The sequence below is a fragment of the Enterococcus sp. SMC-9 genome, assembly GCF_021011285.1.
GTDB classification, from domain to species: Bacteria; Bacillota; Bacilli; order Lactobacillales; family Enterococcaceae; genus Enterococcus_C; species Enterococcus_C montenegrensis.
Genome location: NZ_JAILYE010000009.1, coordinates 1 through 21,117 on the forward strand (window position 1 = coordinate 1; position 21,117 = coordinate 21,117).

Annotated in this window: 37 protein-coding genes and 1 tRNA gene; 33 read left to right on the plus strand and 5 right to left on the minus strand. The window is 38.1% G+C overall.

The genetic code is table 11. The annotated features are described in order from the left end of the window. Positions 1-110: 110 nt before the first annotated feature. The 4 genes from K4422_RS12835 to K4422_RS12850 all read right to left on the minus strand — a co-directional run bounded on the left by K4422_RS12835 (position 111) and on the right by K4422_RS12850 (position 3,535). Positions 111-1,262 carry a tyrosine-type recombinase/integrase gene (locus tag K4422_RS12835; protein ID WP_230711405.1) on the minus strand — a complete coding sequence of 384 codons (1,152 nt, stop codon included), beginning with the start codon at positions 1,260-1,262 and terminating at the stop codon, positions 111-113. Positions 1,263-1,368: 106 nt separating this feature from the next. Then, positions 1,369-2,010, minus strand: coding sequence for a DUF4352 domain-containing protein (locus K4422_RS12840; protein ID WP_230711408.1), 642 nt, complete (start codon positions 2,008-2,010; stop codon positions 1,369-1,371). 17 nt (positions 2,011-2,027) lie between these two features. Further along, positions 2,028-2,714: a hypothetical protein gene (locus K4422_RS12845; protein ID WP_230711411.1), complete on the minus strand. Its 687-nt coding sequence runs from the start codon at positions 2,712-2,714 to the stop codon at positions 2,028-2,030. Positions 2,715-2,803: 89 nt separating this feature from the next. Continuing rightward, positions 2,804-3,535, minus strand: a complete 732-nt coding sequence (locus K4422_RS12850) for an XRE family transcriptional regulator (protein ID WP_230711413.1) — start codon at positions 3,533-3,535, stop codon at positions 2,804-2,806. Positions 3,536-3,669: 134 nt separating this feature from the next. Here K4422_RS12850 and K4422_RS12855 point away from each other — a divergent pair, with 134 nt between their 5' ends. The 6 genes from K4422_RS12855 to K4422_RS12880 are packed head-to-tail and all read left to right on the plus strand — an operon-like array spanning position 3,670 to position 5,972. Continuing rightward, positions 3,670-3,885: a helix-turn-helix transcriptional regulator gene (locus K4422_RS12855; protein ID WP_230711415.1), complete on the plus strand. Its 216-nt coding sequence runs from the start codon at positions 3,670-3,672 to the stop codon at positions 3,883-3,885. 43 nt (positions 3,886-3,928) lie between these two features. Continuing rightward, entirely contained in the window at positions 3,929-4,837 is a 909-nt protein-coding gene (locus tag K4422_RS12860) for a DUF3102 domain-containing protein (protein WP_230711417.1), read from the plus strand. Then, positions 4,822-5,313, plus strand: a complete 492-nt coding sequence (locus K4422_RS12865) for an ORF6C domain-containing protein (RefSeq protein ID WP_230711419.1) — start codon at positions 4,822-4,824, stop codon at positions 5,311-5,313. Before K4422_RS12860 ends, K4422_RS12865 begins: the two co-directional genes overlap by 16 nt. Beyond that, on the plus strand, positions 5,310-5,486 hold the full coding sequence (locus tag K4422_RS12870; RefSeq protein ID WP_230711421.1) for a hypothetical protein: 177 nt from the start codon (positions 5,310-5,312) through the stop codon (positions 5,484-5,486). Before K4422_RS12865 ends, K4422_RS12870 begins: the two co-directional genes overlap by 4 nt. A gap of 13 nt (positions 5,487-5,499) precedes the next feature. After that, positions 5,500-5,781: a hypothetical protein gene (locus K4422_RS12875; RefSeq protein ID WP_230711423.1), complete on the plus strand. Its 282-nt coding sequence runs from the start codon at positions 5,500-5,502 to the stop codon at positions 5,779-5,781. Continuing rightward, positions 5,778-5,972, plus strand: coding sequence for a hypothetical protein (locus K4422_RS12880; RefSeq protein WP_230711425.1), 195 nt, complete (start codon positions 5,778-5,780; stop codon positions 5,970-5,972). Before K4422_RS12875 ends, K4422_RS12880 begins: the two co-directional genes overlap by 4 nt. 117 nt (positions 5,973-6,089) lie before the next feature. Here the strand turns inward: K4422_RS12880 and K4422_RS12885 are convergent, their stop codons facing one another. Beyond that, positions 6,090-6,428: a hypothetical protein gene (locus K4422_RS12885; RefSeq protein WP_230711427.1), complete on the minus strand. Its 339-nt coding sequence runs from the start codon at positions 6,426-6,428 to the stop codon at positions 6,090-6,092. 50 nt (positions 6,429-6,478) lie between these two features. Here K4422_RS12885 and K4422_RS12890 point away from each other — a divergent pair, with 50 nt between their 5' ends. From K4422_RS12890 to K4422_RS13020, 27 genes are all read left to right on the plus strand, one after another. Further along, the gene (locus K4422_RS12890; protein WP_230711430.1) at positions 6,479-7,186 is read left to right on the plus strand and encodes a Rha family transcriptional regulator; all 708 of its coding nucleotides are present in this window, start codon (positions 6,479-6,481) and stop codon (positions 7,184-7,186) included. Then, positions 7,179-7,349: a hypothetical protein gene (locus K4422_RS12895; protein ID WP_230711431.1), complete on the plus strand. Its 171-nt coding sequence runs from the start codon at positions 7,179-7,181 to the stop codon at positions 7,347-7,349. The genes K4422_RS12890 and K4422_RS12895 overlap by 8 nt, the downstream gene beginning before the upstream one ends. Then, positions 7,346-7,657, plus strand: coding sequence for a hypothetical protein (locus tag K4422_RS12900; protein ID WP_230711435.1), 312 nt, complete (start codon positions 7,346-7,348; stop codon positions 7,655-7,657). Before K4422_RS12895 ends, K4422_RS12900 begins: the two co-directional genes overlap by 4 nt. Then, positions 7,654-8,340, plus strand: coding sequence for an ERF family protein (locus K4422_RS12905; RefSeq protein WP_230711436.1), 687 nt, complete (start codon positions 7,654-7,656; stop codon positions 8,338-8,340). Before K4422_RS12900 ends, K4422_RS12905 begins: the two co-directional genes overlap by 4 nt. Before the next feature lie 5 nt (positions 8,341-8,345). Beyond that, entirely contained in the window at positions 8,346-9,014 is a 669-nt protein-coding gene (locus K4422_RS12910) for a putative HNHc nuclease (RefSeq protein WP_230711438.1), read from the plus strand. Positions 9,015-9,025: 11 nt separating this feature from the next. Beyond that, a complete protein-coding gene (locus K4422_RS13645; protein ID WP_230711439.1) occupies positions 9,026-9,934 on the plus strand; it encodes a conserved phage C-terminal domain-containing protein in 909 nt (302 codons plus the stop codon). Then, on the plus strand, positions 9,931-10,416 hold the full coding sequence (ssb, locus tag K4422_RS12920) for a single-stranded DNA-binding protein (protein ID WP_230711440.1): 486 nt from the start codon (positions 9,931-9,933) through the stop codon (positions 10,414-10,416). Before K4422_RS13645 ends, ssb begins: the two co-directional genes overlap by 4 nt. Before the next feature lie 11 nt (positions 10,417-10,427). Next, positions 10,428-10,916: a hypothetical protein gene (locus tag K4422_RS12925; protein ID WP_230711441.1), complete on the plus strand. Its 489-nt coding sequence runs from the start codon at positions 10,428-10,430 to the stop codon at positions 10,914-10,916. Next, positions 10,913-11,587 (plus strand): N-6 DNA methylase, encoded by a 675-nt coding sequence (locus K4422_RS12930; RefSeq protein WP_230711443.1) that lies wholly within the window; start codon positions 10,913-10,915, stop codon positions 11,585-11,587. The genes K4422_RS12925 and K4422_RS12930 overlap by 4 nt, the downstream gene beginning before the upstream one ends. Further along, positions 11,565-12,932 (plus strand): site-specific integrase, encoded by a 1,368-nt coding sequence (locus K4422_RS12935; RefSeq protein ID WP_230711444.1) that lies wholly within the window; start codon positions 11,565-11,567, stop codon positions 12,930-12,932. The genes K4422_RS12930 and K4422_RS12935 overlap by 23 nt, the downstream gene beginning before the upstream one ends. Next, positions 12,932-13,306, plus strand: a complete 375-nt coding sequence (locus K4422_RS12940) for an HNH endonuclease signature motif containing protein (RefSeq protein ID WP_230711447.1) — start codon at positions 12,932-12,934, stop codon at positions 13,304-13,306. The genes K4422_RS12935 and K4422_RS12940 overlap by 1 nt, the downstream gene beginning before the upstream one ends. Then, the gene (locus K4422_RS12945; protein ID WP_230711448.1) at positions 13,299-13,547 is read left to right on the plus strand and encodes a hypothetical protein; all 249 of its coding nucleotides are present in this window, start codon (positions 13,299-13,301) and stop codon (positions 13,545-13,547) included. Before K4422_RS12940 ends, K4422_RS12945 begins: the two co-directional genes overlap by 8 nt. Beyond that, complete coding sequence (locus tag K4422_RS12950; protein WP_230711450.1) at positions 13,547-13,963, plus strand: YopX family protein; 417 nt, start codon at positions 13,547-13,549, stop codon at positions 13,961-13,963. Before K4422_RS12945 ends, K4422_RS12950 begins: the two co-directional genes overlap by 1 nt. After that, a complete protein-coding gene (locus K4422_RS12955) occupies positions 13,960-14,166 on the plus strand; it encodes a hypothetical protein (protein WP_230711451.1) in 207 nt (68 codons plus the stop codon). The genes K4422_RS12950 and K4422_RS12955 overlap by 4 nt, the downstream gene beginning before the upstream one ends. Positions 14,167-14,184: 18 nt before the next feature. Continuing rightward, entirely contained in the window at positions 14,185-14,643 is a 459-nt protein-coding gene (locus K4422_RS12960; protein WP_230711453.1) for a hypothetical protein, read from the plus strand. A gap of 17 nt (positions 14,644-14,660) precedes the next feature. Continuing rightward, the gene (locus K4422_RS12965) at positions 14,661-14,939 is read left to right on the plus strand and encodes a hypothetical protein (protein ID WP_230711455.1); all 279 of its coding nucleotides are present in this window, start codon (positions 14,661-14,663) and stop codon (positions 14,937-14,939) included. Between the two features lie 153 nt (positions 14,940-15,092). Continuing rightward, positions 15,093-15,491: a DUF7448 domain-containing protein gene (locus K4422_RS12970; RefSeq protein WP_230711456.1), complete on the plus strand. Its 399-nt coding sequence runs from the start codon at positions 15,093-15,095 to the stop codon at positions 15,489-15,491. A 108-nt stretch (positions 15,492-15,599) separates the two neighbouring features. Next, complete coding sequence (locus K4422_RS12975; RefSeq protein ID WP_230711457.1) at positions 15,600-16,118, plus strand: DUF1642 domain-containing protein; 519 nt, start codon at positions 15,600-15,602, stop codon at positions 16,116-16,118. A gap of 142 nt (positions 16,119-16,260) precedes the next feature. Continuing rightward, the gene (locus K4422_RS12980; RefSeq protein ID WP_230711462.1) at positions 16,261-16,626 is read left to right on the plus strand and encodes a hypothetical protein; all 366 of its coding nucleotides are present in this window, start codon (positions 16,261-16,263) and stop codon (positions 16,624-16,626) included. After that, complete coding sequence (locus tag K4422_RS12985; protein WP_230711464.1) at positions 16,623-16,841, plus strand: hypothetical protein; 219 nt, start codon at positions 16,623-16,625, stop codon at positions 16,839-16,841. The genes K4422_RS12980 and K4422_RS12985 overlap by 4 nt, the downstream gene beginning before the upstream one ends. Beyond that, positions 16,838-17,014, plus strand: coding sequence for a hypothetical protein (locus tag K4422_RS12990; protein ID WP_230711466.1), 177 nt, complete (start codon positions 16,838-16,840; stop codon positions 17,012-17,014). The genes K4422_RS12985 and K4422_RS12990 overlap by 4 nt, the downstream gene beginning before the upstream one ends. After that, complete coding sequence (locus tag K4422_RS12995) at positions 17,011-17,337, plus strand: hypothetical protein (RefSeq protein WP_230711468.1); 327 nt, start codon at positions 17,011-17,013, stop codon at positions 17,335-17,337. Before K4422_RS12990 ends, K4422_RS12995 begins: the two co-directional genes overlap by 4 nt. Before the next feature lie 18 nt (positions 17,338-17,355). Next, a complete protein-coding gene (locus K4422_RS13000; protein ID WP_268991051.1) occupies positions 17,356-17,769 on the plus strand; it encodes a hypothetical protein in 414 nt (137 codons plus the stop codon). 446 nt (positions 17,770-18,215) lie between these two features. Continuing rightward, a tRNA-Thr gene (locus K4422_RS13005) sits at positions 18,216-18,287 on the plus strand. Positions 18,288-18,440: 153 nt separating this feature from the next. Beyond that, the gene (locus tag K4422_RS13010; RefSeq protein ID WP_230711493.1) at positions 18,441-18,662 is read left to right on the plus strand and encodes an HNH endonuclease; all 222 of its coding nucleotides are present in this window, start codon (positions 18,441-18,443) and stop codon (positions 18,660-18,662) included. A gap of 167 nt (positions 18,663-18,829) precedes the next feature. After that, positions 18,830-19,348, plus strand: a complete 519-nt coding sequence (locus tag K4422_RS13015; protein ID WP_230711472.1) for a phage terminase small subunit P27 family — start codon at positions 18,830-18,832, stop codon at positions 19,346-19,348. Further along, positions 19,339-21,117: a terminase large subunit gene (locus K4422_RS13020; RefSeq protein WP_230711473.1), complete on the plus strand. Its 1,779-nt coding sequence runs from the start codon at positions 19,339-19,341 to the stop codon at positions 21,115-21,117. Before K4422_RS13015 ends, K4422_RS13020 begins: the two co-directional genes overlap by 10 nt.

Sequence of the window (21,117 nt, forward strand, 5' to 3'; positions counted from 1 at the left end):
TAAAAGACGCTGTGTAAAATAAAACAGCTTTAGGAAGCCTGTAATACCGGGCTTCCTTCTTTATTTATCATCAATACATAATCTAAAAGGGGCAATAAAGGGGCAATTCGTCAAAGCCCTATCTCTGTCAGCTTGGATGTAATGTCTGCTTTCATCCGTTTGGTGACGTGAGTATAGATTTTAGTTGTGATGTCAGAATCTTCGTGGCCCACGCGTTCCATGATTGCTGTAAGTTGTATGCCGTTTTCTACTAATAGGGATACGTGCGTGTGGCGGAAGATGTGCGAAGTTAGCGTTTTGTGTGCAAGACCTACACGCTCCCCAGCTCTTACTAGCGCACGATTAAATGATGAGTATATCATTGGTGTGCCGTTTTTGGTGACAAATACATACTCACCTGGCAAGTAGCCGTTGCGTGTCAGACTGTCTAATTTATTTTCGTCGATAGATCTCTCTACTAGTTTAATACATCTTGGTGTCAGGTTGATTGTCCGATTACTCATCAGTGTTTTTGGTGGGCCTTTCCTAGCTGCACGAAATCCGTTTCCGTAATCTATTGTTCCGGTGATAGATGCGCTAGTCAAATTGTTATTAAAATCGGTGGGTGTAAGTATAACTGCTTCGCCAATGCGGCATCCTGTTAAATACATAAATTCTGCAAGCCTACCCACACGATAGGTAGAGGGCCTGCGATAGAGTTCTTTAATTAGTTTTTCAGCCTCGTCTTTTTCTAAGTATTTATTTTCAATTTTTTCCCGAGCTGCATCATCTTTTTTTGAGTAGGAAATTTGTACTTTATCAAGAGGGTTTTCTTTAATATAACCCATACGATACGCATATTTAAACACGCTATTTAGTTGAGACTTGATACTTGATACATAATCATTTGAGTAGTCTAAGCCATCAAAAAAAGTTTGAAAGAGTTTAGTATCTGCGTTTTTCGCTAAAGTATCTTTGTCGATTTTCTTAAAGATAACCTTCTGTTGGGCCTTGTATGCACGTATAGTAGAGGGCCGTATCCGATGCACTTTTTGATGGTGACTAAACCACTCTTCCACAAGATTGTGGAGGTTGATATCGGACAAGGTGGCCGTCTCTTCGGCTTTGCCAATTTTCTCATCCAATAATTTCTGTGCCTTCTTCTGCGCTTGCTTGCTGTCACTGGTTAAGATTATCGACTTGCGTTTGTACTTTTCCGTGTACGGGTCCTTATAGCGCTCAATATATTTAAACCTGCCGTCTGGTAATGTCTCCATCCACATTGTAATCAACTCCTATTATTTGATATAATAGGCATAGCTAAATAAGCCTATTGGTTTATTGTCAGACGCATCCTGTACTCGCCAAAGTCAGGGGATGCGTCTATTTTTATTTAATCATTTCAGCAACGCCAGCATCTCCAATTTTTCCTTGAGTGTAATCTTGAGGCGATTGTTCGGATACGCTAATTTTAAAATTAGTAATCTTTGGCGCATTTTTAGATATTAAATAAAAGCTGCCGGTTGTGCTGGTCCCTGGTTGGACTAAACCATTGGAGTTTTCGTCAAACAAGTATTTATCATTGCTACTACGGTTATACTCAATATTGTCGTCATCGATGATAGTAGCCTGATAAGTGCTTAAATCAAGTTCTTTATCGGCAGTATTTTTAAGTTGATAAGAGATAACTGTCCGAAAGTATTTTGCAGGCATATTATTGATTCCTTGGAAATTATACTCGGCATTAGTATAGTTATCTTGTTTGTTTTCTACTTCTTCTGTTTTTAATGACGTGACAGTATATTCAACGATTCCAACCTTAGAAAACTTAATTTCATCCTTTGTGTCCCCAGCGGTTGTCAGTTCGTTTATTTTGTCATTTAAAACTTTGTTTTCAGATTCTAAGCTATCAACTGTCTTTTCCAATTTAGCTATAGTTTCGGAGCTGTCAGCAGATGCACCGCTGTCCCCACACGCCCCTAAAACTAATAAACTACTTAATACCAATAGTGACATTCCAAACTTTTTCATTCCGGTGCCTCCACATATTATTTTTTATAAATATCAGCAAACAACGTATCACCGTTATATTCAAAGTTAAATACATAACCGTTAGATGTAAACGATGTTTCTTCTTTGGTATCTAAAATATTGTTGTAAGCTTCTGCCACACGTTTGTTTTCTGCTTCATAAGTTCCTTGAAAAGCTGCCAAAATTGTAGGCAATTCTTGATTGACATCACCTTCTGTACGCATTTCCAATCCAATGATATTTCCATCGTACACGTTAACGGTAGTAGTCACACCATTCTCGTTTGCCACATCCATAAAACCATCATCGACTGATTCCGGGAATGAGGTTTTAGCATCGGCATTAATGCTTGATATGACAGTATTCATCATGTAGGAAAAATTCTCATAGCTATCAATCTCTTTTTTAGCATCGATTGTTACATCTTTGTCTAATGTTCCGTCTTCATTTTTAAAAGTCACAACGACATTCTGTTCAACGCCTAAAAAGGGAATAGCAATCTGAAAGTCATTTTTATCTAACTCACCTTTAAAAATGGTACCGTCGCTTGTTTTAGCCTCTAAAGATTCAATATTTTTGCCCGAGCCTTCGATATAAGCATAGATTGCTTCATCATTATCCACGGATATACTTCCTTCAATTTCTCTGGAGGAGCAACCAGTTAATATCAAAATACCCATCAAGCCAAACACTAACTTTTTCATTCCAAATCCTCTTTTCTTTGTTATAGTTTAGAGGACACGAATATTTCATAAACCCTTACCGGAGTTAGTGGCTCCGGTAGGGGTATTTTTTAGAATACGACTTTTCCGATTATTCTAATCTGTTCCGGTGAGACGACTCTATCTTCGTATAAACCGTTTATAGACCGCAGAATAATCGTTTGACTCTTATAATCCCTGTATACTTCTTTGCACGTCACGCCATCGCCGTCTATTTCTACAATAGCAATCTCACCGTCTTCCACGTCTGGCTGTTCCTTAACAAATACAAATTGGCCATTTCTGATAACTGGTTCCATCGAATCTCCTATAATAGGCACGGCAAAATCCGCATTACTTGGAATTCTTTCAAATTCTTCTTCCTCCACAACGGTATCACCGTAAGTCAACTCCGTCGGATTGGCAGCGGAAGCCGAGTTTTGAATTGTCGGAATTCTTCCTTTTTCAGGAAAATCTAAAATATTTTCTTGCTTCTGTTCTTCTAACTGTTCGCTGGCAAAGTTGTAAACTTTTTCTTGGCGAGGCGGTACAAGTTGGTTGTAGATTGCTTCAATAGATGAAGAAGAAGTGTTTTCTGAATAAAAGTCATCAATTTTTATACTATAAAAATCTGCTAGAATTCGAATAGATGACAACTTTGGTTCTTCTTTGCCGTTTTCCCACTTGGATAATTTACCTTTGTTAAAATTGACTGTATTCGGATATTTCTTATTTAACGTGTCGGCAAGTTCTTCTAAAGTAAGACGGTGTTCAAGCCGCAATGCCTTCATTTTAGCTCCTATCATATAAATACCCCTTTCCATGTTTATATTATACAAGGGTAGTTTCGAAAACGCAACAGTTTATTTTTTTATAGCAAAGTTGTTGACTTCGAAACTAAATATGCTATTATGTAAATATAAAGTTTCGAAAACGAAACATGAAAGAAGGTGTCTATATGGTTACCCCAACAGAATTTAAGTCTCCCTATTATAATTTGAAATCGCTGATTGAGCGAAAAGGTATGACTCAAGTTGAAGTCGCAAAAAAAATGCAAATGGACAGAACGACTTTCAATTTGAAAATCAATCGAACAAACGGTCGAGATTTCACTTTCCAAGAAGCAATAAAAATTGCACGAATTTTAAACGAGAAGATCGAACTATTTTTTTGATTCGAATGTTTCGAAAACGAAACTTAAGTGAGGAGGTTAACCAATGAACGAACTATCGCTATCAAGCGATATCAATGTCATCACTGCTGAAATTAATTCTTACAAGCAGATTGCGGGTCAATCAATCTGGGAAATTGGCAGACGTTTAAATTATGTAAAAGAAAACGACTTGGCGCATGGTGAATTTGGGGAATGGCTTGAAACGGTTGGGATAAATCATCCAGAAGCAAACAGAATGATGAAAGTAGCTAAAGAAATTCCATATTCTTCAACGTTGACGAATTTAGGAACAACTGCACTTTATCTCATTACCACACTCCCAGAAGAAGAACGAACGCAAGAACACGTCACTTCTAAAGGCGAAATCAAAACGCCTGATGAAATGACCGTCCGTGAGTTGCAAGAACTCAAAAAACAACTCAAAGCAAAAGACGAGCAAATAGCCACGCAAGCGAAAATGATTGATAACCTGACGGAGCAAGAACCCGAAGTTGTCGAAAAAGAAGTTGTGATAGAAAAAATCCCTGATGATTACCACGATTTAAAATCATCAAATATGGCTTTGCTAAGAGAACTGAACTCAGTTAGTGGCGACTATCAAAAATCATCACAACTAATTAGCGATATTAATGCCGAAAACGAGAAGTTGAAAGCTGAACAGGAACGCTTGAAACGTGAGTTAAACACCAAGCGGCAGATGGAAAATGACGAACTCGAACAGGCACAGTTGAAACGATTACAACGCGATGCAGACATCAGCGTCCATAAGCTTATTCTCAACATGAATGAGTTTGTCAAAGAGCAAGCTGTCACTGTGTACGATTCACAAGCCATCGCTGGCGCAAGCCCAGATACCAAGCAAAAACTAGATGAAGGCATCAAACGAGTAGAAAACCTGCTGAAAGATATTAAACAAGAAATCGGAGGAGAAGTAGCATGGATAATCAATTAATAAAAAGTGACCCACTTATTTTTACGTTGGAACGCCAAAACAAACAAGGCGAAGCGCTAGTTGCTGTTTTAAAGGAAGTTAGAGCTATTGAGAACAGAGTGGACAAGCGTGTTAGCGAAGCCGAAGCGTTGTTAGATAAGATGTCCGAGCAAGTGACAATCACATATGAAGAACAGCGTGAAATTACGTCGCTTATCCACCGCATGGCTGGAAAGTTAGCTCGCAAGCATGAGCAAGTTTTGCAAGAAACATTTAGCGACAATCTGTTTAAGGCATGGAAAGGGCTGTTTGTCCGTCGTATGCACTCAAAACTAAAAGAACGAATGAACGTCGCACGATACACCTCAATTGAACGTGTGAACTATGACGAAGCCACAGAGTATTTAAAAAGCCTATCTTATGTAAGTTTTAGTAACCGTGATTTAGAGCCAACACCAGGGATTTTGAAAGTGTTGGAATTGGAGGAATCAAAATGACTGAACATGACAACATAATTGATGTTCTAAAAGATTTGTTTGAATTGAGCGATGCTAAAAATATTACAATTAACGGAAAAATCGCAACTGTGGAGGATTTACAAGAATTTTACAAAGAGTCGCTTGTCAACCTTGCTGATTTATTAGGCGTGAGCGAATTGTATCTGAAGTAAAGGAGACCTAACCATGCAACCAACACTAAAAGAACTCATCCATAGCGTTGAGTCGAAACAAGTCGCTGCGGAGTGGGATCGTCCAGAAGAATTAATGAAAAGGTTTAATGGACTGAAAAAGTCCACACTCTACGACTATTTAAAAGAGATGGACAGTATTGAAGAATTCAAAGAAGGAATTATGCGACCAGGCGTGACATTCATCCACATTGGCACGTTTATCTGGTATCTGCGGTGGAAGGACGCTAGCCGGTATCGGTCGAAAAAACCGACACCAAGTGAGGTGAAAACATGACAAAACATAAATGTTCAATGCTAATGCTATTCACTATAGCTGTTTCAACAGTTATGGCGATGTTTGCATGGTTTGCAAGTATTAGTTTAACAGTGACGCTCATAGTAATTGCAGTTATCGCAGCATTAATCGTTTCGGCTCTGCTTGGCTATCGTATGCATATTGACGATGTTGAGAAAGGGATTTATTAAGCGTGAAGACAATAAAAAAGCCAGCAAGGGGCTAGCTAAATGAATAAAAATAATAAATTTGAAAGAATTTTCTTTTCCATAGTGATTCCCTTATTAATTTCAATTATTGGAACACTTTTAATTAGGAAGTAGCAGATTCGTTATGAGAGTACCAATTACCGCAGTACCCAGTGGAACGATAATTGACCATATGAGCTTGTCCTTAAGATTTTCTTTTTCATTAATTAAAACAATTTTCCCTTTGCTAGTGATTCGATAATATGTTGAGTCATCTTCAAAAGGATCAATATCTATTAATCCGCTATTAAGAAGAACTGGTAATTCTTCTTTAACCAAATAAATAGAAAGCTTAGTATCTCTAGAAATCAAATCCGCGGAATAGTTTATTTTATCAATGGAGAATTGCCTAAAAGATTTTAAAATTTTGAGTTGAATTTTCGTTAGAGAATTTTCCAAAAAATCACCACCATTTTTTTAACACATTATACCAAACAAGGAGGATGAAAATGAAAGTTTTAGAAAAAACAATTACAAGCATAGAAGTCGCTGAAATGGTTGGGAGACGACACGACCAAGTTTTGCGAGATATCCAAAAAATAATTGAACATCTTACTGACCACAAAAGTGTGGTGAGTGAATTATTTATTGAATCAACTTATGAAGACGCATCTGGTCGAGAGCTGCCCTGCTATCTTTTAACAAAAAGAGGTTGCGAATTATATTCAACACGAATGACAGGAGCTAAAGGTACGCAATTCGCCTTAGCCTACATCGAACGATTTAATGAAATGGAAACAGTTATTAAAGAGCAATCACTAAAAATTCCGCAGTCTCCTCAAGAAGCATTGCGATTAATGTTCCAATATCAAGAAAACACAAGTGAAAAAGTAGAAAAAGTTGAAGAACGTGTGACAGACCTTGAAGAAAATATCGTTTTGAGTGCAGGCGATTATGGTTACGTTACACGCCGAATTAATCAACGGGTAGCAGAAGTAGGTCGTAGTTTTGGAAAGTTGACGAATAAACAACGTGGAGAGCTTCACAGAGATATCAATAGTGGCGTTAAAAAGATTACTGGGGTTAGCACTCGAACACAACTAAGACAAAAACATTTTCAAACAGTATTAGACTATATCACCGACTGGGAACCATCAACAGCCACTAAAACCGTTGTACGTCAAATGAGTTTAGAACTAGGTGAAGATAATGAATAGAGCCGAAGCTTTAAAAATCGGAAAAATTATCGCAGATCGATGGTGGCGAGCAAACTACTTAACGATTAAAACGCGTCAAAATATCGAGCGCATGAAAAAAGCGACTCCGCCGGGAAGCAATGAGTCGCAAATTAAAGGTTTTCTCAAGGAGATTATAACATGAAATACGACGAATTTGGAATACCTACAGAACCGGAAGAAGAAAAAGTAGTCCTCACTGATATTTACGGTGAAGACATATTTGCAGAAGAGGAGTATCTATCTGATAACGGAATTCCTTTAAAAATGACAAATGAAATGAGATACGCTACGGATTATGTCAAAGAGCTAACTTTAGCAGAAAAATGGACTTTCTTAAATGAACTTTTGAAAAACGGGCAGACAGAAAAAATACTAACAGAGGTCTTACTTGACGAGATTGAAGCACAAGGTGTTTTAACAGTATTTGATTTGGAGGTAAAGGAAGCATGAGCGAGATGCGTACTCTAATTAGTAAATTAATAGAGCTAAGAAAAAAAGTTCCATATATCAAAAAAGAACAGAAACAATATATGAAATTTTCCGTTATCAGTTCAGAAACAGTTTTAACGGAATTCAATACACACATGAATAGTTTAAATATCTACCTAAAAACTGAAGTGTTGAACAAAGAAATTGAACGTCAAAAGATTGGAGTAAATGAAAAAACAAAAAAAGATGTTTTTAGTTACTTGGTCACATTAGATATGAAATACACATGGATTAATGGTGATAATCCAAAAGAAAGAGAAGAAGTAACGTTTTCGGCAATTGCTGACGACGAGAATTCTTCTTATGCCTATGGTCAGGCGCTGACCTACGCTGAAAAAACGTTCTTCATGAAGGAATTTAATATTCCAGCAGATGACGTGGATCCAGATATTTTTCAAAAAGAAATCCTAAAGCGTATTCCGGCAGAACCAGAACAAATAGAAGCGATATATATCCAGCTTCAAAAGCTAACAGACATGACTGAACAGCCAAAAGACGCTTTCCTAGAACAGGCAAAAATGACAAATAACATTAATCCTAAAAAAACTACTGAAGAATTTAGCGGGTATGACTTTGGTCTAGTAATGAATACTTTGACTGGTTGGGTCAACGGCTACGAAAAGAAGAAAAAAGACAAGAAGTGATGTAGATGTTTAACGAAAATTATTCAGCTATCGTCAAAAAATTAGACTATCAGCGTTTAATTGTCGATATAAACGAAGAGCTAAATTTAGAGCGTTTAAAGACGATGTACTTCGACTACGACGGTGACCGAGAAATTGAATTTCGATTCACAGACCCACGCAGATTCACCGCAGAACAGCGACGATTTGTTTATGCATTATTAGGCGATATATACGCTTTTACTGGAGAGCCTATAGAAAGTCTTAAAGATTATTTTTACCACGTCTATGAAGCTCTTACGGGCTTTAAAATGAGTTTGGCTGATGTGTCACTTAACACAATGACAGACGTGACACTTTTGGCTGATATCATCTTAGATTTTATTTTCGAGTGGGATATCCCGTTTAAAAAAGGTTATGAGATTCTACCAGCAAATGCCGAATATTACTTTTATAAATGTCTAGTCAGCCGAAAGTGCTGTATTTGTGGGAAACATGCGGATATTTGTCACATAGACACAGTTGGTATGGGACGTAACAGGAAAAAGATAGACCATACTAAACACTATTTTTACGCAGGGTGCCGTTTACACCACCAAGAAGAACATCGGATAGGAACGCAAAATTTTATAAATAAATATGGGATTATCCCAACGAAGTTGAATGACAAATCTATTAAGCGATTGGGTATTTAGGAGGGTAGAACGTGGCAAAGAAATATTTTTGGCTAAAACTCAAAGATGATTTTTTCAATCAGAAAGAAATAAAAATGTTAAGGAAACTTGCGGGTGGAGATACTTTCACAGTAATTTACCTAAAAATATTACTACTAAGTTTAAAAAATGATGGAAGGGTCTATTACGACGGGATCGCTCGAAATATGGTGGAAGAAATAGCACTAGAGATTGACGAGGAGACTGAAAACGTACAACTTACTTTCAATTATCTTCAAACGAAAGGATTGTTGATATTTAATTCTGATGATGAAGTCGAACTATCAAACATTCATCAGATGATTGGGTCTGAAACCGCTGCTGCATCAAGGATGAGAAAGAGCAGAGGCAAGAAAGAAATAGAAGCAGAGTGTAACAATGTTACACCAGAGTTACGCCAGAGTTACACAGAGATAGAGAAAGAGATAGAGATAGAGAAAGAGATAGAGAATACTAAGTCGGATAAATCCGACAGTGCATCCATTTTTACAAAATTATGTAACGAAGTTGTTGACTACTTAAATCAAAAAGCTAAGTCAAATTTTAAAGCTACCACAAAAGCAACACAGACTAAGATTAGGGCTAGATTAGCAGAGGGGTTCAGGGTAGATGATTTTAAGAAAGTTATTGACATCAAAACCGCTGAATGGCTCGACGACGCTAATATGTCACAGTATCTTCGGCCAGAGACGTTGTTTGGTACGAAATTTGAAAGCTATTTAAACCAAAAGCAGGCTGTAAAACGAGTTAACGCTCAAAACAATTGGGCTAAATCGCCAGTCAAGTTTGAGGAAATGCCAAATTGGAATTCACGATCAACAGGAAGTGATCCATCAAGAAAAGCGGAAATAGAAAAAATGATGAATGAATTCTTCACAGATAACGAGGAGGAAGATAAATGATTAACAACGTAGTTTTGGTCGGGCGTCTAACTAAAGAGCCGGATTTGCGATATACGAATAATGGAACGGCAACAGCAAGCTTTACTTTAGCGGTGAATCGTAGCTTTAAAAACGCCAATGGTGATCGTGAAGCAGATTTTATCAATTGCGTAATCTGGCGTAAACCAGCAGAAACCTTAGCAAATTATGCCCGTAAAGGCACTCTGCTAGGTGTTACTGGCCGTATCCAAACACGAAATTATGAAAATCAACAAGGACAGCGAGTGTACGTGACAGAAGTAGTAGTTGAAAATTTCCAACTGCTAGAAAGCAAAAATAATAATTCTAGCCAAAATACGAGTGCTACAAACGTTTCGAACACTCAAACGAACAATTACACTCCAAACAAGCAAAACGCCACACAGACGAATTTAGGCGTGAACCCGATAAATGACTTTGAAGCTACGACAATCGATATTAATGATGACGATTTGCCGTTTTGAGGTGAATAAATATGACGATTAAAGAACAGAAGCGCCAAATAATAATTCAACAGTGCATGACGCTTGATAGTGACTTGCCAGAAAATGACAAGAAAAACAAGCTATCTGCGTTATTTAAAGAATTTAGCCGTTTGAAACAGTTAGAAATGAAACAGAATAAGCCTAAAACTAAAAAGACAAAAGATATGTCTGTACGTCTAACAGATATCGATACAGGAGAAGAACGATTCTTTGAATCAATGATTGCGGCAGCTATTTTTTTGAATAAAAGTGCCAGTGTTTTTAATAAAGAAGTACGAAAAAATAATGGAATAATACAAGGCTATAAATATGAGCGTAGAAACAAGAAATATCGGTACCAAAAAGGCAACCGCAGAATTGAAGGCTCTATACCTAAGATTGCCAGACGTTTAGAAGCCGGAGAAGTGTATATACGTGCTTTGAATGTACAACCTACCAAAAATATATCCGTCGTCGAAATTGATAGGTGGGAAGAATGATAAAAACAGATCAAATTAATCACTTGCTAGGCATTAAAGAATCATATCAAGCAAGCGACGCGCTAACTAAAATACTTTTTGACAAAGACAAGCGAGAAAATCTTTTTAAAGCTTTTTTAGATAAAGATTGCAATTTAGATAAAGATTGGTTTCACGTCTATTTTGAGGAAGAGCACGCAAATAAGCTGAAATATGCCCAGGACTTCACACCGGCTTCTATCGCTTTGTTGCTATCTAAAATAATTGGTAATAGACCAGGTATGCGAATGGATGTTGCAAGTGGCACCGGAAGTTTAGTGATAAAAAAATGGCATGAAGATCGATTGTCTCATTCGCCGTTTGATTACAAACCATCAATGTATTTTTATCATTGCGAGGAATTATCGGATAGAGCAATGCCATTCTTGCTATTTAATCTTATGATTCGTGGCATGAACGCAATCGTCATTCATGGCGATGCATTAACAAGAGAAGCAAAACAAGTGTATTTTGTACAAAACGACAATGACGACTTTATGGAATTCAGTAATCTTAACATCATGCCACATTCGATGATTGTAGAACAAGAGTTAGACATCAGAAAGTGGGTAGAACCAGAAATTGATCATATCGAAAGTTCCTTTGATATATTGAATCGTTTGGGGGTAGATGTTAGTGAATCGCGCAGGTAAAAAGTGGTTGAATGCTGAAATTGACTATCTAAAAGAAAATTATTCTTCGAAAACCGTGGAAGAAATCGCGGAATTTTTAGGGCGAGATGCTTCTGCTGTGAAATCTCGTGCTGGAGTTTTAAAACTTACTAAAAAGAAGTTAGTAAAAGATTTTCACGATGAAATTTTAAAATTAGCAAAAGCAGAATTGACAGTTGGCGAAGTTGCAAAAAAGTTGGGATTTAGTAATTCGACTATTTTTCAATACGGAAAGGAACATAATATACGGTTTGCTAGTGATCTAAAGACAAATGTTTGTCACAAAAACGGTGGCATTGATAAAAAACAACTAAAAGTTGATTTTGACACAATTACTTTTTCGGATTGGTTCACGTATTGGTATCAAACGTATCGAATGGGGAAACTCGCTGAAGAAACACGCATGAAGTATCGTTCAACGCAAGCCCAAATTGCTTCGCAAGCGTTAGGCAAAAAGAAACTAAAAGAAATCATACGCGAAGATGCTCAAAAATATGTCGATTGGTATGGTAAAGACCACGCGAAATTGACTGTCAACGATCATATGCAATTTATCCGTTCGGCCTTTCAAGACGCGATAATTGACGGACATATTAGCTCTAATCCGGCCGTTAATGTACAGCTGGTGCATAAAGAACAGCGCTTAAGCATATCGGAGCAAAAGGCAATGCGTGACAAGAAAAAATGGCTAGAAGTAGATGAGTATATGAAATTTAAATATTCGTTGCTTTTCGATTTAAAAAAATCACTGCTGGTCGAATGTGAAGCAGTAAGTCAGCATACGAAGCAAATCATAGATGTATTGCTATTCGTCGCTTTAAAAACAGGAGCACGGTTAGGAGAGATTTTAGGAATAACATTCAGCGACGTTGAATTTCATGAAAAATATATCAATATTGATAAGTCTTGGGATTATAAAAAACATAACGGCGGAAGTTTTAAATCAACAAAAAATACGGCAAGCATTCGTAAAATCTTGGTTGATAAAGAGACATTAGATATTTTAAAAATGTATTTTAATTGGCTTGATATGAATCATGTTAAAACGAAAGAAGAAACTATTTTTAACGTGTCTGGAGCGGATGTTTACAATTCAACGATTAACTCCATGCTAGCAAAACTTCTAATAGATTTAGAGATTGAACCGATTACGATTCATAAATTGCGACATACGCAAGCTAGTCTACTAATTGCTAAAGATGTTCCCTTGCAAGTAATCGCTAAACGACTAGGACATACGGATACAAACATGATTCAACGTGTCTATGGACATTTGTTAAAACAAACTGAAGAACGTGGAAATCGAATGGTTTTGGAGGCGATTTGATGGGTGGTTGGAATCGCGGTAAAAAAACAGGGCCTAGAAAAAAGGAAAATCGAAATAGCTTGCCGCTGTTCAGCGAGACCGTTTTTAGAGACGTAGTGCATGTAAAAACAAAGCGTGGTCATTGGGAGCCGAAGCATAGATTTATTTGGGAAAAAGAAAACGGACCTATCCCTCGCAACTACGTTTTGATATTTAAAGATGGAGATAAAAGAAACATTGATTTAGAAAATTTAATGCTTGTAAGTAGGCGTGAATTAGCAATAATCAATAAAAAGAAATTACTTGATGTTGCTAGTGTGTATAGAGAAACCGCGGTATTGACCGGAAAGCTAATGGCTAAAACGGCAGAACTGGAGCGTGATAAGAATGTTTGAAAAACAGACGCTAGGAGACTTAAACGGATATTTGTTTGAACAGTTAGAGCGGCTTAATGATCCAGATTTAACACAAGAAGAATTAGAAATGGAACTCAACAGAAGTAAAGCTATTGTGTCTGTGTCGAATCAAATTGTGAATGCTGGGAATTTGGTACTTTCTGCTCAACGTTTTTACGATACCAGAGCGAATTTAGATATAAAGCAATCAAAAATGTTGAGTTCTGGGGAGGTTGAGTGATGATACCGAAATATAGAGCGTGGGATAAAAAAGACAAAGTAATCCGAGAAGTGACAGCTATTGACTGGTCGCTTGAATATGTTGAGTTTATGAATGGTGCAGTTGAGCGATCTTTTGACGATTTAATCCTCATGCAATCCACGGGCCTAAAAGACAAGAACGGCGTGGAGATTTTTGAAGGGGATATAGTAAAAACATTTTCCAACATTAACAAGTTTACTGATAGTTTTGCCGAAAACGTTGAACCCAATTATGGATATACAAGCATAGTTCGTGACGGGGCCAGCTTCAAGATGACATACAAAGGCAAACCAAGCTATGTTTTGAATGAGAATGCAGGCTCGATGGCCGAGCACATGGAAGTTTTAGGTAGCATTTGGGAAAATCCGGAGTTGCTGGAAGGAGCAAAAGAATGATTAAATTTAAAGAATTCACTGCTCAACCATACGACGTACACATTCCTGATTTTTTAGAAAAAGAAAGCAAGAAGTTTCCGGATGATTTGTTTGAATATGTCGACTTGAAAGTGATAGATAAAAAATTGGTAATTTTAGTTTATCGCCAAACCAATAAGTCAACTTATCAATTGAGATCGCTACTTAAGGAAGTTGCAAAGTAATCGCAAAGGAGTGAGCCCATGTTATCAGAAAAAAACCGAAAGAAAATTAATCCTAACGGTTTGTACAGACGAAAAATAGATTGGACAAAAGTGAAATACGATGATGCTTATTGTTGTACAAATTGGACGTTTGTTCCTCAAGTAAGTGAATCGGAAGTGGTAATGATTGATAGTTATTATCAAAGCTATCAAAACAGCATTTACTATCTCCTTGATGATGAAAATATAAATGATTTTGAGCTTATATTTGATTTTAAAGATGTGAAGCAGGTAAGACCAAATGCTTACGAAATTTATGCAGACAGTGATCGCTTTTGCGAAGCCTGCGATTCTGGATGGAGAAGTTATCCAGTTTATTTTATTAAAAAGAATGCAATGCCTGATAAGACAAGACAACTGGAGTGTTTAGATCAGCGTATTGAAAGTTTGGAATACAGTTTAAAAAATCTCAAAGCAGAACGTGAAAGTATTGTCTAGCAAAGGAGTGAGGCGGAATGGCTGATGAATTTAATACACTAAATGGAAAATCTTTTGATTCAGAAGATGACGGAATATCAATCTATTTACAACAAAAAGAGGGTTTAATACGAACTGACTATCCCGAAACAACCACAGGAACTTTTACTCTAACCGATGTTTATGAAAAATATCAATCGTTTGACGGTTTGATTTACGTAGTCGCTGATGGAGGATTAAGAGGAGAAATATATCGGTGCAATAATTATGGTAAAGGCAAGTGGCAAAAATATGCAATTACACAAGGTTACGCATAAATAATTAGAGGCAGCAGACCACTCGCTGCCCCTTTAACAGTGAACAATGTGCTTGTTTTCCGCCAAGCACAGCTAAATTGTAGCAGGATTTTGAGGGATTGACTATTTAATGAGCTGAAAACAGATATAGCAATACAGAAAGGAATGATATCAATGGAATATCACAAAGAGACGATTGAAAAATTAAAAGAGAAGGTTTTGCTTAAAAGGGTCAGTGAACTGTCCCACGATCAACTAGTTTTGGCTGATGGTACAACTATCCATTTTGAATGTACTGATTCGGATTGTTGCGCATCTGCTGACGGTGTGTGGGAGACAGCTAAAACTAATGGGCTTATTACAGATGTGCAATTAGTTGATGTGAAAAAACATGAAAGTAGTTGGGGAGAAACTCAGATGCTTGCAAAGTTAGTCGTAATGCATGACAAAAATCCTATTGCACAAGCACAATTGAGAGCCGATAACGGAAACGGTGACTACTATTTCAGTATTTTATCTGTTTTCGTAAATGACGAATCAGTTGGAGAAATTTTAGAAAGTTATTATGACTAGTTATTCGAGTGATAATCTGCAGGCTTTCTGCAGAAAGTGCACGAAACGCTGATCAGACAATATTTAAGTGGTCATTTCCATTTTGGGCAATGGCAGAAAGAGGAAATTATGAATAAACAAGAATTGATTGAAAAAATTGAAGCGAGGCATGTATGTGATTTAGCTGTTAGTGATAGTTTCAAAAATGGTTTTAATACCATGAAAGGAATTGCAGTAGATTTAGCTAAAGAACTTGATGAACCTGCTAAGCCAGAAAAAGTGGAAGTACCACAGTTTGTAGCAGACTGGTATGAAGTGAACAAGGGTGATTTGGAGTTCAACATTTGGAAGTATATTTTTGAATGGAATAACGACGATTATGATGAATTTCATGAATGGATAGATATTGGTGACAATAAGCCACTTGAAACACTTATTCGTATGAAAGACGGCTACACCGTCAAGCAGGAACCAAAGTGGATAGTTAAAACGAGCGACGGATATTGGGTTAATAGTATTACATCGAATCTACACAATAGTAAGGTGATAGATTTTAGTGATAACAAACGACCATCATTGATTTTCCTAGATAAAAAAACAGCAGAAGCGGTAGCCACATTGATTGATGGGAGTGTGGAGGAAGTATGAAAACGTACAAACTGACATGTGTATCTGATGATGGGACGGTCGGGACAATGGTTTTGCAAGCCGAAACACCCGGCATGGCGGTTGCAGAGATGAAACGATATCCGGCAGTTAAGTATGTGATTGGGATTGAGGAGGTAGCGGAATGACTTTAAAAATTGATAATGCAATCGAAGAAATTGAACGTGCGTTGGCTGGTAATAAGCCGAAATACGCTAATGATATTTATTTGAACAATGCTATACGGTATCTACAAGAAATTAAATCTCCCTCTCTCACCGACGATCAGCAGGTCGTGTTGGAGTGGTTGAAGAGGGAACACTTTGATTCGTATATCAAATCCGTTCTTAGTAATTTGTACTTTTACGTTAATATGACAGCGATTGGCGATTTAGAAAATGAAGAAATACAAGAAATGGTTAACGCCTATGAAGAGCTGTCGCAGGAAGATTTTGCACAAGTCCTACAAGCCTTTAGCCAGTGGGCTTTGGAACAGGGGGACGATAAATGAGTAAAAAAGGTCTAAATATAAATGAAATTCTGTACATTGAAAAATTAATAAATGATGAACATGAATTAGCAGCGCAAGTAGAAGATGGTTACGTCATGATTACTACGACTGATTTACAAAATATAAAGCAACATGATTTTTCTATGAGCAAAGCAGAATGGGAAATCTTTAAACGTATTATTGATCTCAATTTGGAACAGGAGGAAAAACGATGAATCTAATTCAAATCAAGCCAGAACAGGCAATAGAAATGATAAAACAAGGTGAGCATAAGAAACTTTGGTGGAAGATTGGTGAATCCAATATTGTCAATAACATAGGCTACCAATTTCCTATCGTAGAAAAGTTACTGACTACAACTTGGTTTGTCATGGAGGACACTAAATGAGTTATGACGTATATGTCGAATGCAAATTAGAAGGCTATGATGAGTGGATTAGCGTTACTGACGGAAACAATATTACTTACAATCTGGCTGATATGTTTGATGCGGCTTGTGGTGCAAGACCTAGTTTGTGGCATTTACAACCATGTGGATATGTACTACAGCTGGTTACTAAGGGGATTAACGAACTAGAAAAATATCCTGAAAAATACAATCGGTACGAAGCGTCCAATGGTTGGGGGACAATCAAAGGAGCATTATCTTTTTTAAGGCGTGTACGTATTGATTGTGAAAAGTATCAAAAAGGAAGAATTTTCGTGGGATAAGGACAAGGAGGCAGGCATTTGAAAAAGGGAACTTTCAAAATGTTGGAAGGATTGATTGAAGATTATCCAACGATGGATAGATATATTAAACGTGTGGAGTTGGAAATAGAATATCCATGGCAACAATCAGATGATAATATCGGTGGCTCTCGCTCTACTTCTGCTACTTCTACCACAGAGCGTATAGGGTTAAAACTGGCAACGGATAAACACTTGCGATTATTGCGAGAACGAAAGAAAGCTTTAGATAAAGTAGTATACGCAGCTAAACCGGAGACGATTAAAATCATTCGGATGTGGTACTGGATAAAGCCACGAACAAAAACTTGGGATGGAATTGCTCAAGAAGTAGGGTATTCAAAGCGAATGTGTCATCTTTTGCGTAATGAATTCGTTGAAGAGTTAGGCAAAGAGCTTGGAGAAATTAATTAGCTATTGCACTATCATTGCACTTTTGACGTGTGTCAAGGTGGTAAAATAGTATTGTCAAAAGAAGCGGGAAACAGACGGAACACAACTCACGTGAGATTTCCTCCTGAAATCAATTGTTAAATGATGGCGTCTGGTTTCCCGTTTTTGTCACTGTGGCGGAAGTAGAAGACGCATGAGAGTCCGGGGATATTGCTTATGCAATAACATATGGTGAAAGTCCATATCGGTTGATAGTAGACAGCCGCCACACGCCGGATCAAAACTATCGTGAGTGGGGCAGTGCCACTCCAGTGACGTTGGGAGGACTTCATAGCATTGCGTGGAGTATCTGACCCAAATGTGGGATTGATACGGTACTCTGAGCCATCAGGTGCTGAGCTTGTCTAGCAGGTGCCGTCAGGACAAGTCAATCTCATAAAGTGTGCTGAAGGTAGCTCCTTCAAACTTGACGTGTATGCAAGAGGCTTAAGCGCTGATGGTTATCAGGACTAACGCCGGTTCGAATCCGGCCACGTCAATATAATTATTTTAGATCACTCACAGCGAGTGGTCTTTTTATTTTGAGGAGGTGAGCATCAAGAATGCCTCGATTGAGAGACGAGATAGATAAACTTTACAAAACAAAACGATGGCGAGACCTAAGAGCAGTAGTGATATCCAGAGACTATGGCATGTGCCAAGAGTGTAAACGTCGAGGGCTAACTACAAAAGGATCCATCGTCCATCACATAGTAGAAGCGAGGGAAGACCTGACGATGTTTTGGTCAGCAGATAACCTTGAATGTATCTGTCCTGCTTGCCACAACGCAGAGCATCCAGAGCGGAGTGGTGGAGTTAAGAAGTCTAAACCTAGGTCGAGTGTGGTTAAGTTCTATGCTAACAGCGAGAGATAGTGGTGGGAGAAAAACGCGTATATGGAGTGAAAGTGGGGGATAGAGACTACCCCCCTACCCTAAAAGATGTGAAAGTGGGGTTTGAAAAGAACGGTGCAGTCTCACCTGTACACTAACACCGCTTTTTAATTTTTTTGGTACTTACCAAAAGAAAGGAGGTATGTGATATGCCACAACCAGCAAAAAGTGCAAAGCTACAATTGTTAAACGGAAATCCGAATAAGAAAAATACTGATGAACTTCGCAAGAGAGCGGCTGCTGAAGAAAAAATGAAAATGGCAACGGATAAAATCAAACCGCCGACATGGCTTGACCCGTTAGGAAAAGCGACATTTGAATTTATAGCCGAAGAACTGCTAACTGTGGAGTTGGTTAGTAATCCAGACGTACACGCCATGGCGCTATACGCTGACTGGTACTCCCAATATGTCGCTTTAGAAAAACAGCTTCGGAAATTACAACGTGAATACAAGCTAAATTATGCGATTGCCAAAGGAGAAGCGGAAGCAGAAGGAAAACCATTTAACGATCCAAACGAATTGATAGGAAACCCACTCTCTCGACAGATGGACACGGCGTCACGAAATCTCCGTTCTTTTGGCAGTGATTTAGGATTATCCCCGGCAGCTAGAGCCAAGTTAGCAATCAAAATGGCTGATGATGGCGGTGATGATGAATGGACTTAATCGAGCTATCCTATTCGGAATTACAAGATTGGTGGGAGAATTATAAGCAAGAGCAAACTTCTTGGGGTGGAATCTTGCTAGAACCTTATCCGGAACTATTAACAACGTGGTATGCGGAACGGTTAGTCGACGGAAGTATTCCGGCAAGTAAGGAAAATATCCAAACGGCGAAGCGTCATTTGATGGATTTAAAACGCCAAGGGACAGATGAATTCCCGTGGATTTTTGACGAGGAAAAAGGCCACCGGCCAATTCGCTTTATCGAAGATAACTGTAAGCCAACCGAAGGCGATTTTGAACGATTTATCTTGCAACCATGGCAACATTTTGTGATTGGTTCGATGTTTGGTTGGGTCCATAAAGATTCGGGTATTCGGCGTTTTCGGGAAGCGTTAACGTTTGTAGGGCGTAAGAACGGCAAGACTAGTTTAATTAGCGGGCTCTCTGCTTATATGCTAGGTTACGACGGCGAACAAGGGGCCAACGTGTACGTTTTAGCAAATGCAAAAGACCAAGCATCCATCTTGTTTGACAAGACAAAGGAAATGGTCAAGCAGTCACCTAGGTTGGACAAAAAGTACAAACCACAACGTTCCGTCATTAAGGACGAAGCGACCTTTTCAAAAATGGAAGCCCGGGCGTCTGATAGTAAGAAGCTCGACGGCTTAAATACACACTTCGCCATTTTTGATGAAATCCACGAGTTTGTAGACTTTAAATTGATTAACGTTATCAAGAAATCACGTGGTACTCGAAAACAACCGCTGATTAATTACATTACGACCGCTGGCTACGTATTAGACGGACCGTTAATGCAATATTACGAGAACGCACTCGATTGTTTAGACCATTTAGATGATGGCTTAGACGAGCGGGTTTTTTACTATATCGCGAAAATTGATGATGTCAAAGAAGCGGATAATCCGAAAATGTGGATTAAGGCCAATCCGAACATCGGTTTGATGTCGTTTGTCGATTTAGTGTCCGATTGGAAGACTGAGCGGAAAAATCCGCAGGAAAAAGCCGATTGGATTACCAAACAATTTAACCTGTTTTCGGATATTGACGAACTTTCCTTTGTCGATATGCCGACAATCAAGAAAAATAATAAGACAATTGATATCGAAACGCTTGTAGGGGAAAAATGTGTCGGCGGGTTTGACTTATCGGAAACAGAAGACTTTACTGCAGCGGTTTTGGAGTTTCCGCTCGATACCGGCGAAGTGTTTATCTTGCATCACACGTGGATTCCACAGGCTAGATATGACCGTGACAACAATCAGGAGCGGATAAAAGTGTGGGAGAAATCAGGAGATTTAACGATTATCCCTGGCGACTATGTAAATTATGAATATGTACTTGATTGGTTTGTAGAAAACTCGAAAATTTACGACATTGTACAAATCAATTACGACAGGGCCAAGGCGTTGAGATTAAACAAGGAATTGGAAAATACTGGTTTTGAGACCGTTGAGGTTCGGCAAGGACATCTGTCTTTAGGCGGGCCGATGCAGAACTTCAAAGAAATGCTATTAGACGGAAAGGTAATTTTCAACAATTCCAAACTCTTTATGTGGTATTTATCCAACATTAAGCTTGTAAAGGATCGTAATTCTAACTGGATGCCCTCCAAGCAATCTAAGAACCGGAAAATAGATGGGTTTGCAGCAACGCTAAATAGTCATGCTGAGGTATTGGATATGTTGGTAAATCCGGTTGGAACAGGAAAAGTAACCTATTATTCTATTTCCGATTTGATGAATATGTAA

Bases quoted from the DNA above. Each gene is read 5' to 3' on its own strand.
- K4422_RS12835 (WP_230711405.1), bottom strand. From the start codon at position 1,262: ATGTGGATGGAGACATTACCAGACGGCAGGTTTAAATATATTGAGCGC.
- K4422_RS12840 (WP_230711408.1), bottom strand. From the start codon at position 2,010: ATGAAAAAGTTTGGAATGTCACTATTGGTATTAAGTAGTTTATTAGTT.
- K4422_RS12845 (WP_230711411.1), bottom strand. From the start codon at position 2,714: ATGAAAAAGTTAGTGTTTGGCTTGATGGGTATTTTGATATTAACTGGT.
- K4422_RS12850 (WP_230711413.1), bottom strand. From the start codon at position 3,535: ATGGAAAGGGGTATTTATATGATAGGAGCTAAAATGAAGGCATTGCGG.
- K4422_RS12855 (WP_230711415.1), top strand. From the start codon at position 3,670: ATGGTTACCCCAACAGAATTTAAGTCTCCCTATTATAATTTGAAATCG.
- K4422_RS12860 (WP_230711417.1), top strand. From the start codon at position 3,929: ATGAACGAACTATCGCTATCAAGCGATATCAATGTCATCACTGCTGAA.
- K4422_RS12865 (WP_230711419.1), top strand. From the start codon at position 4,822: ATGGATAATCAATTAATAAAAAGTGACCCACTTATTTTTACGTTGGAA.
- K4422_RS12870 (WP_230711421.1), top strand. From the start codon at position 5,310: ATGACTGAACATGACAACATAATTGATGTTCTAAAAGATTTGTTTGAA.
- K4422_RS12875 (WP_230711423.1), top strand. From the start codon at position 5,500: ATGCAACCAACACTAAAAGAACTCATCCATAGCGTTGAGTCGAAACAA.
- K4422_RS12880 (WP_230711425.1), top strand. From the start codon at position 5,778: ATGACAAAACATAAATGTTCAATGCTAATGCTATTCACTATAGCTGTT.
- K4422_RS12890 (WP_230711430.1), top strand. From the start codon at position 6,479: ATGAAAGTTTTAGAAAAAACAATTACAAGCATAGAAGTCGCTGAAATG.
- K4422_RS12895 (WP_230711431.1), top strand. From the start codon at position 7,179: ATGAATAGAGCCGAAGCTTTAAAAATCGGAAAAATTATCGCAGATCGA.
- K4422_RS12900 (WP_230711435.1), top strand. From the start codon at position 7,346: ATGAAATACGACGAATTTGGAATACCTACAGAACCGGAAGAAGAAAAA.
- K4422_RS12905 (WP_230711436.1), top strand. From the start codon at position 7,654: ATGAGCGAGATGCGTACTCTAATTAGTAAATTAATAGAGCTAAGAAAA.
- K4422_RS12910 (WP_230711438.1), top strand. From the start codon at position 8,346: ATGTTTAACGAAAATTATTCAGCTATCGTCAAAAAATTAGACTATCAG.
- ssb (WP_230711440.1), top strand. From the start codon at position 9,931: ATGATTAACAACGTAGTTTTGGTCGGGCGTCTAACTAAAGAGCCGGAT.
- K4422_RS12925 (WP_230711441.1), top strand. From the start codon at position 10,428: ATGACGATTAAAGAACAGAAGCGCCAAATAATAATTCAACAGTGCATG.
- K4422_RS12930 (WP_230711443.1), top strand. From the start codon at position 10,913: ATGATAAAAACAGATCAAATTAATCACTTGCTAGGCATTAAAGAATCA.
- K4422_RS12935 (WP_230711444.1), top strand. From the start codon at position 11,565: ATGTTAGTGAATCGCGCAGGTAAAAAGTGGTTGAATGCTGAAATTGAC.
- K4422_RS12940 (WP_230711447.1), top strand. From the start codon at position 12,932: ATGGGTGGTTGGAATCGCGGTAAAAAAACAGGGCCTAGAAAAAAGGAA.
- K4422_RS12945 (WP_230711448.1), top strand. From the start codon at position 13,299: ATGTTTGAAAAACAGACGCTAGGAGACTTAAACGGATATTTGTTTGAA.
- K4422_RS12950 (WP_230711450.1), top strand. From the start codon at position 13,547: ATGATACCGAAATATAGAGCGTGGGATAAAAAAGACAAAGTAATCCGA.
- K4422_RS12955 (WP_230711451.1), top strand. From the start codon at position 13,960: ATGATTAAATTTAAAGAATTCACTGCTCAACCATACGACGTACACATT.
- K4422_RS12960 (WP_230711453.1), top strand. From the start codon at position 14,185: ATGTTATCAGAAAAAAACCGAAAGAAAATTAATCCTAACGGTTTGTAC.
- K4422_RS12965 (WP_230711455.1), top strand. From the start codon at position 14,661: ATGGCTGATGAATTTAATACACTAAATGGAAAATCTTTTGATTCAGAA.
- K4422_RS12970 (WP_230711456.1), top strand. From the start codon at position 15,093: ATGGAATATCACAAAGAGACGATTGAAAAATTAAAAGAGAAGGTTTTG.
- K4422_RS12975 (WP_230711457.1), top strand. From the start codon at position 15,600: ATGAATAAACAAGAATTGATTGAAAAAATTGAAGCGAGGCATGTATGT.
- K4422_RS12980 (WP_230711462.1), top strand. From the start codon at position 16,261: ATGACTTTAAAAATTGATAATGCAATCGAAGAAATTGAACGTGCGTTG.
- K4422_RS12985 (WP_230711464.1), top strand. From the start codon at position 16,623: ATGAGTAAAAAAGGTCTAAATATAAATGAAATTCTGTACATTGAAAAA.
- K4422_RS12990 (WP_230711466.1), top strand. From the start codon at position 16,838: ATGAATCTAATTCAAATCAAGCCAGAACAGGCAATAGAAATGATAAAA.
- K4422_RS12995 (WP_230711468.1), top strand. From the start codon at position 17,011: ATGAGTTATGACGTATATGTCGAATGCAAATTAGAAGGCTATGATGAG.
- K4422_RS13010 (WP_230711493.1), top strand. From the start codon at position 18,441: ATGTGCCAAGAGTGTAAACGTCGAGGGCTAACTACAAAAGGATCCATC.
- K4422_RS13015 (WP_230711472.1), top strand. From the start codon at position 18,830: ATGCCACAACCAGCAAAAAGTGCAAAGCTACAATTGTTAAACGGAAAT.
- K4422_RS13020 (WP_230711473.1), top strand. From the start codon at position 19,339: ATGGACTTAATCGAGCTATCCTATTCGGAATTACAAGATTGGTGGGAG.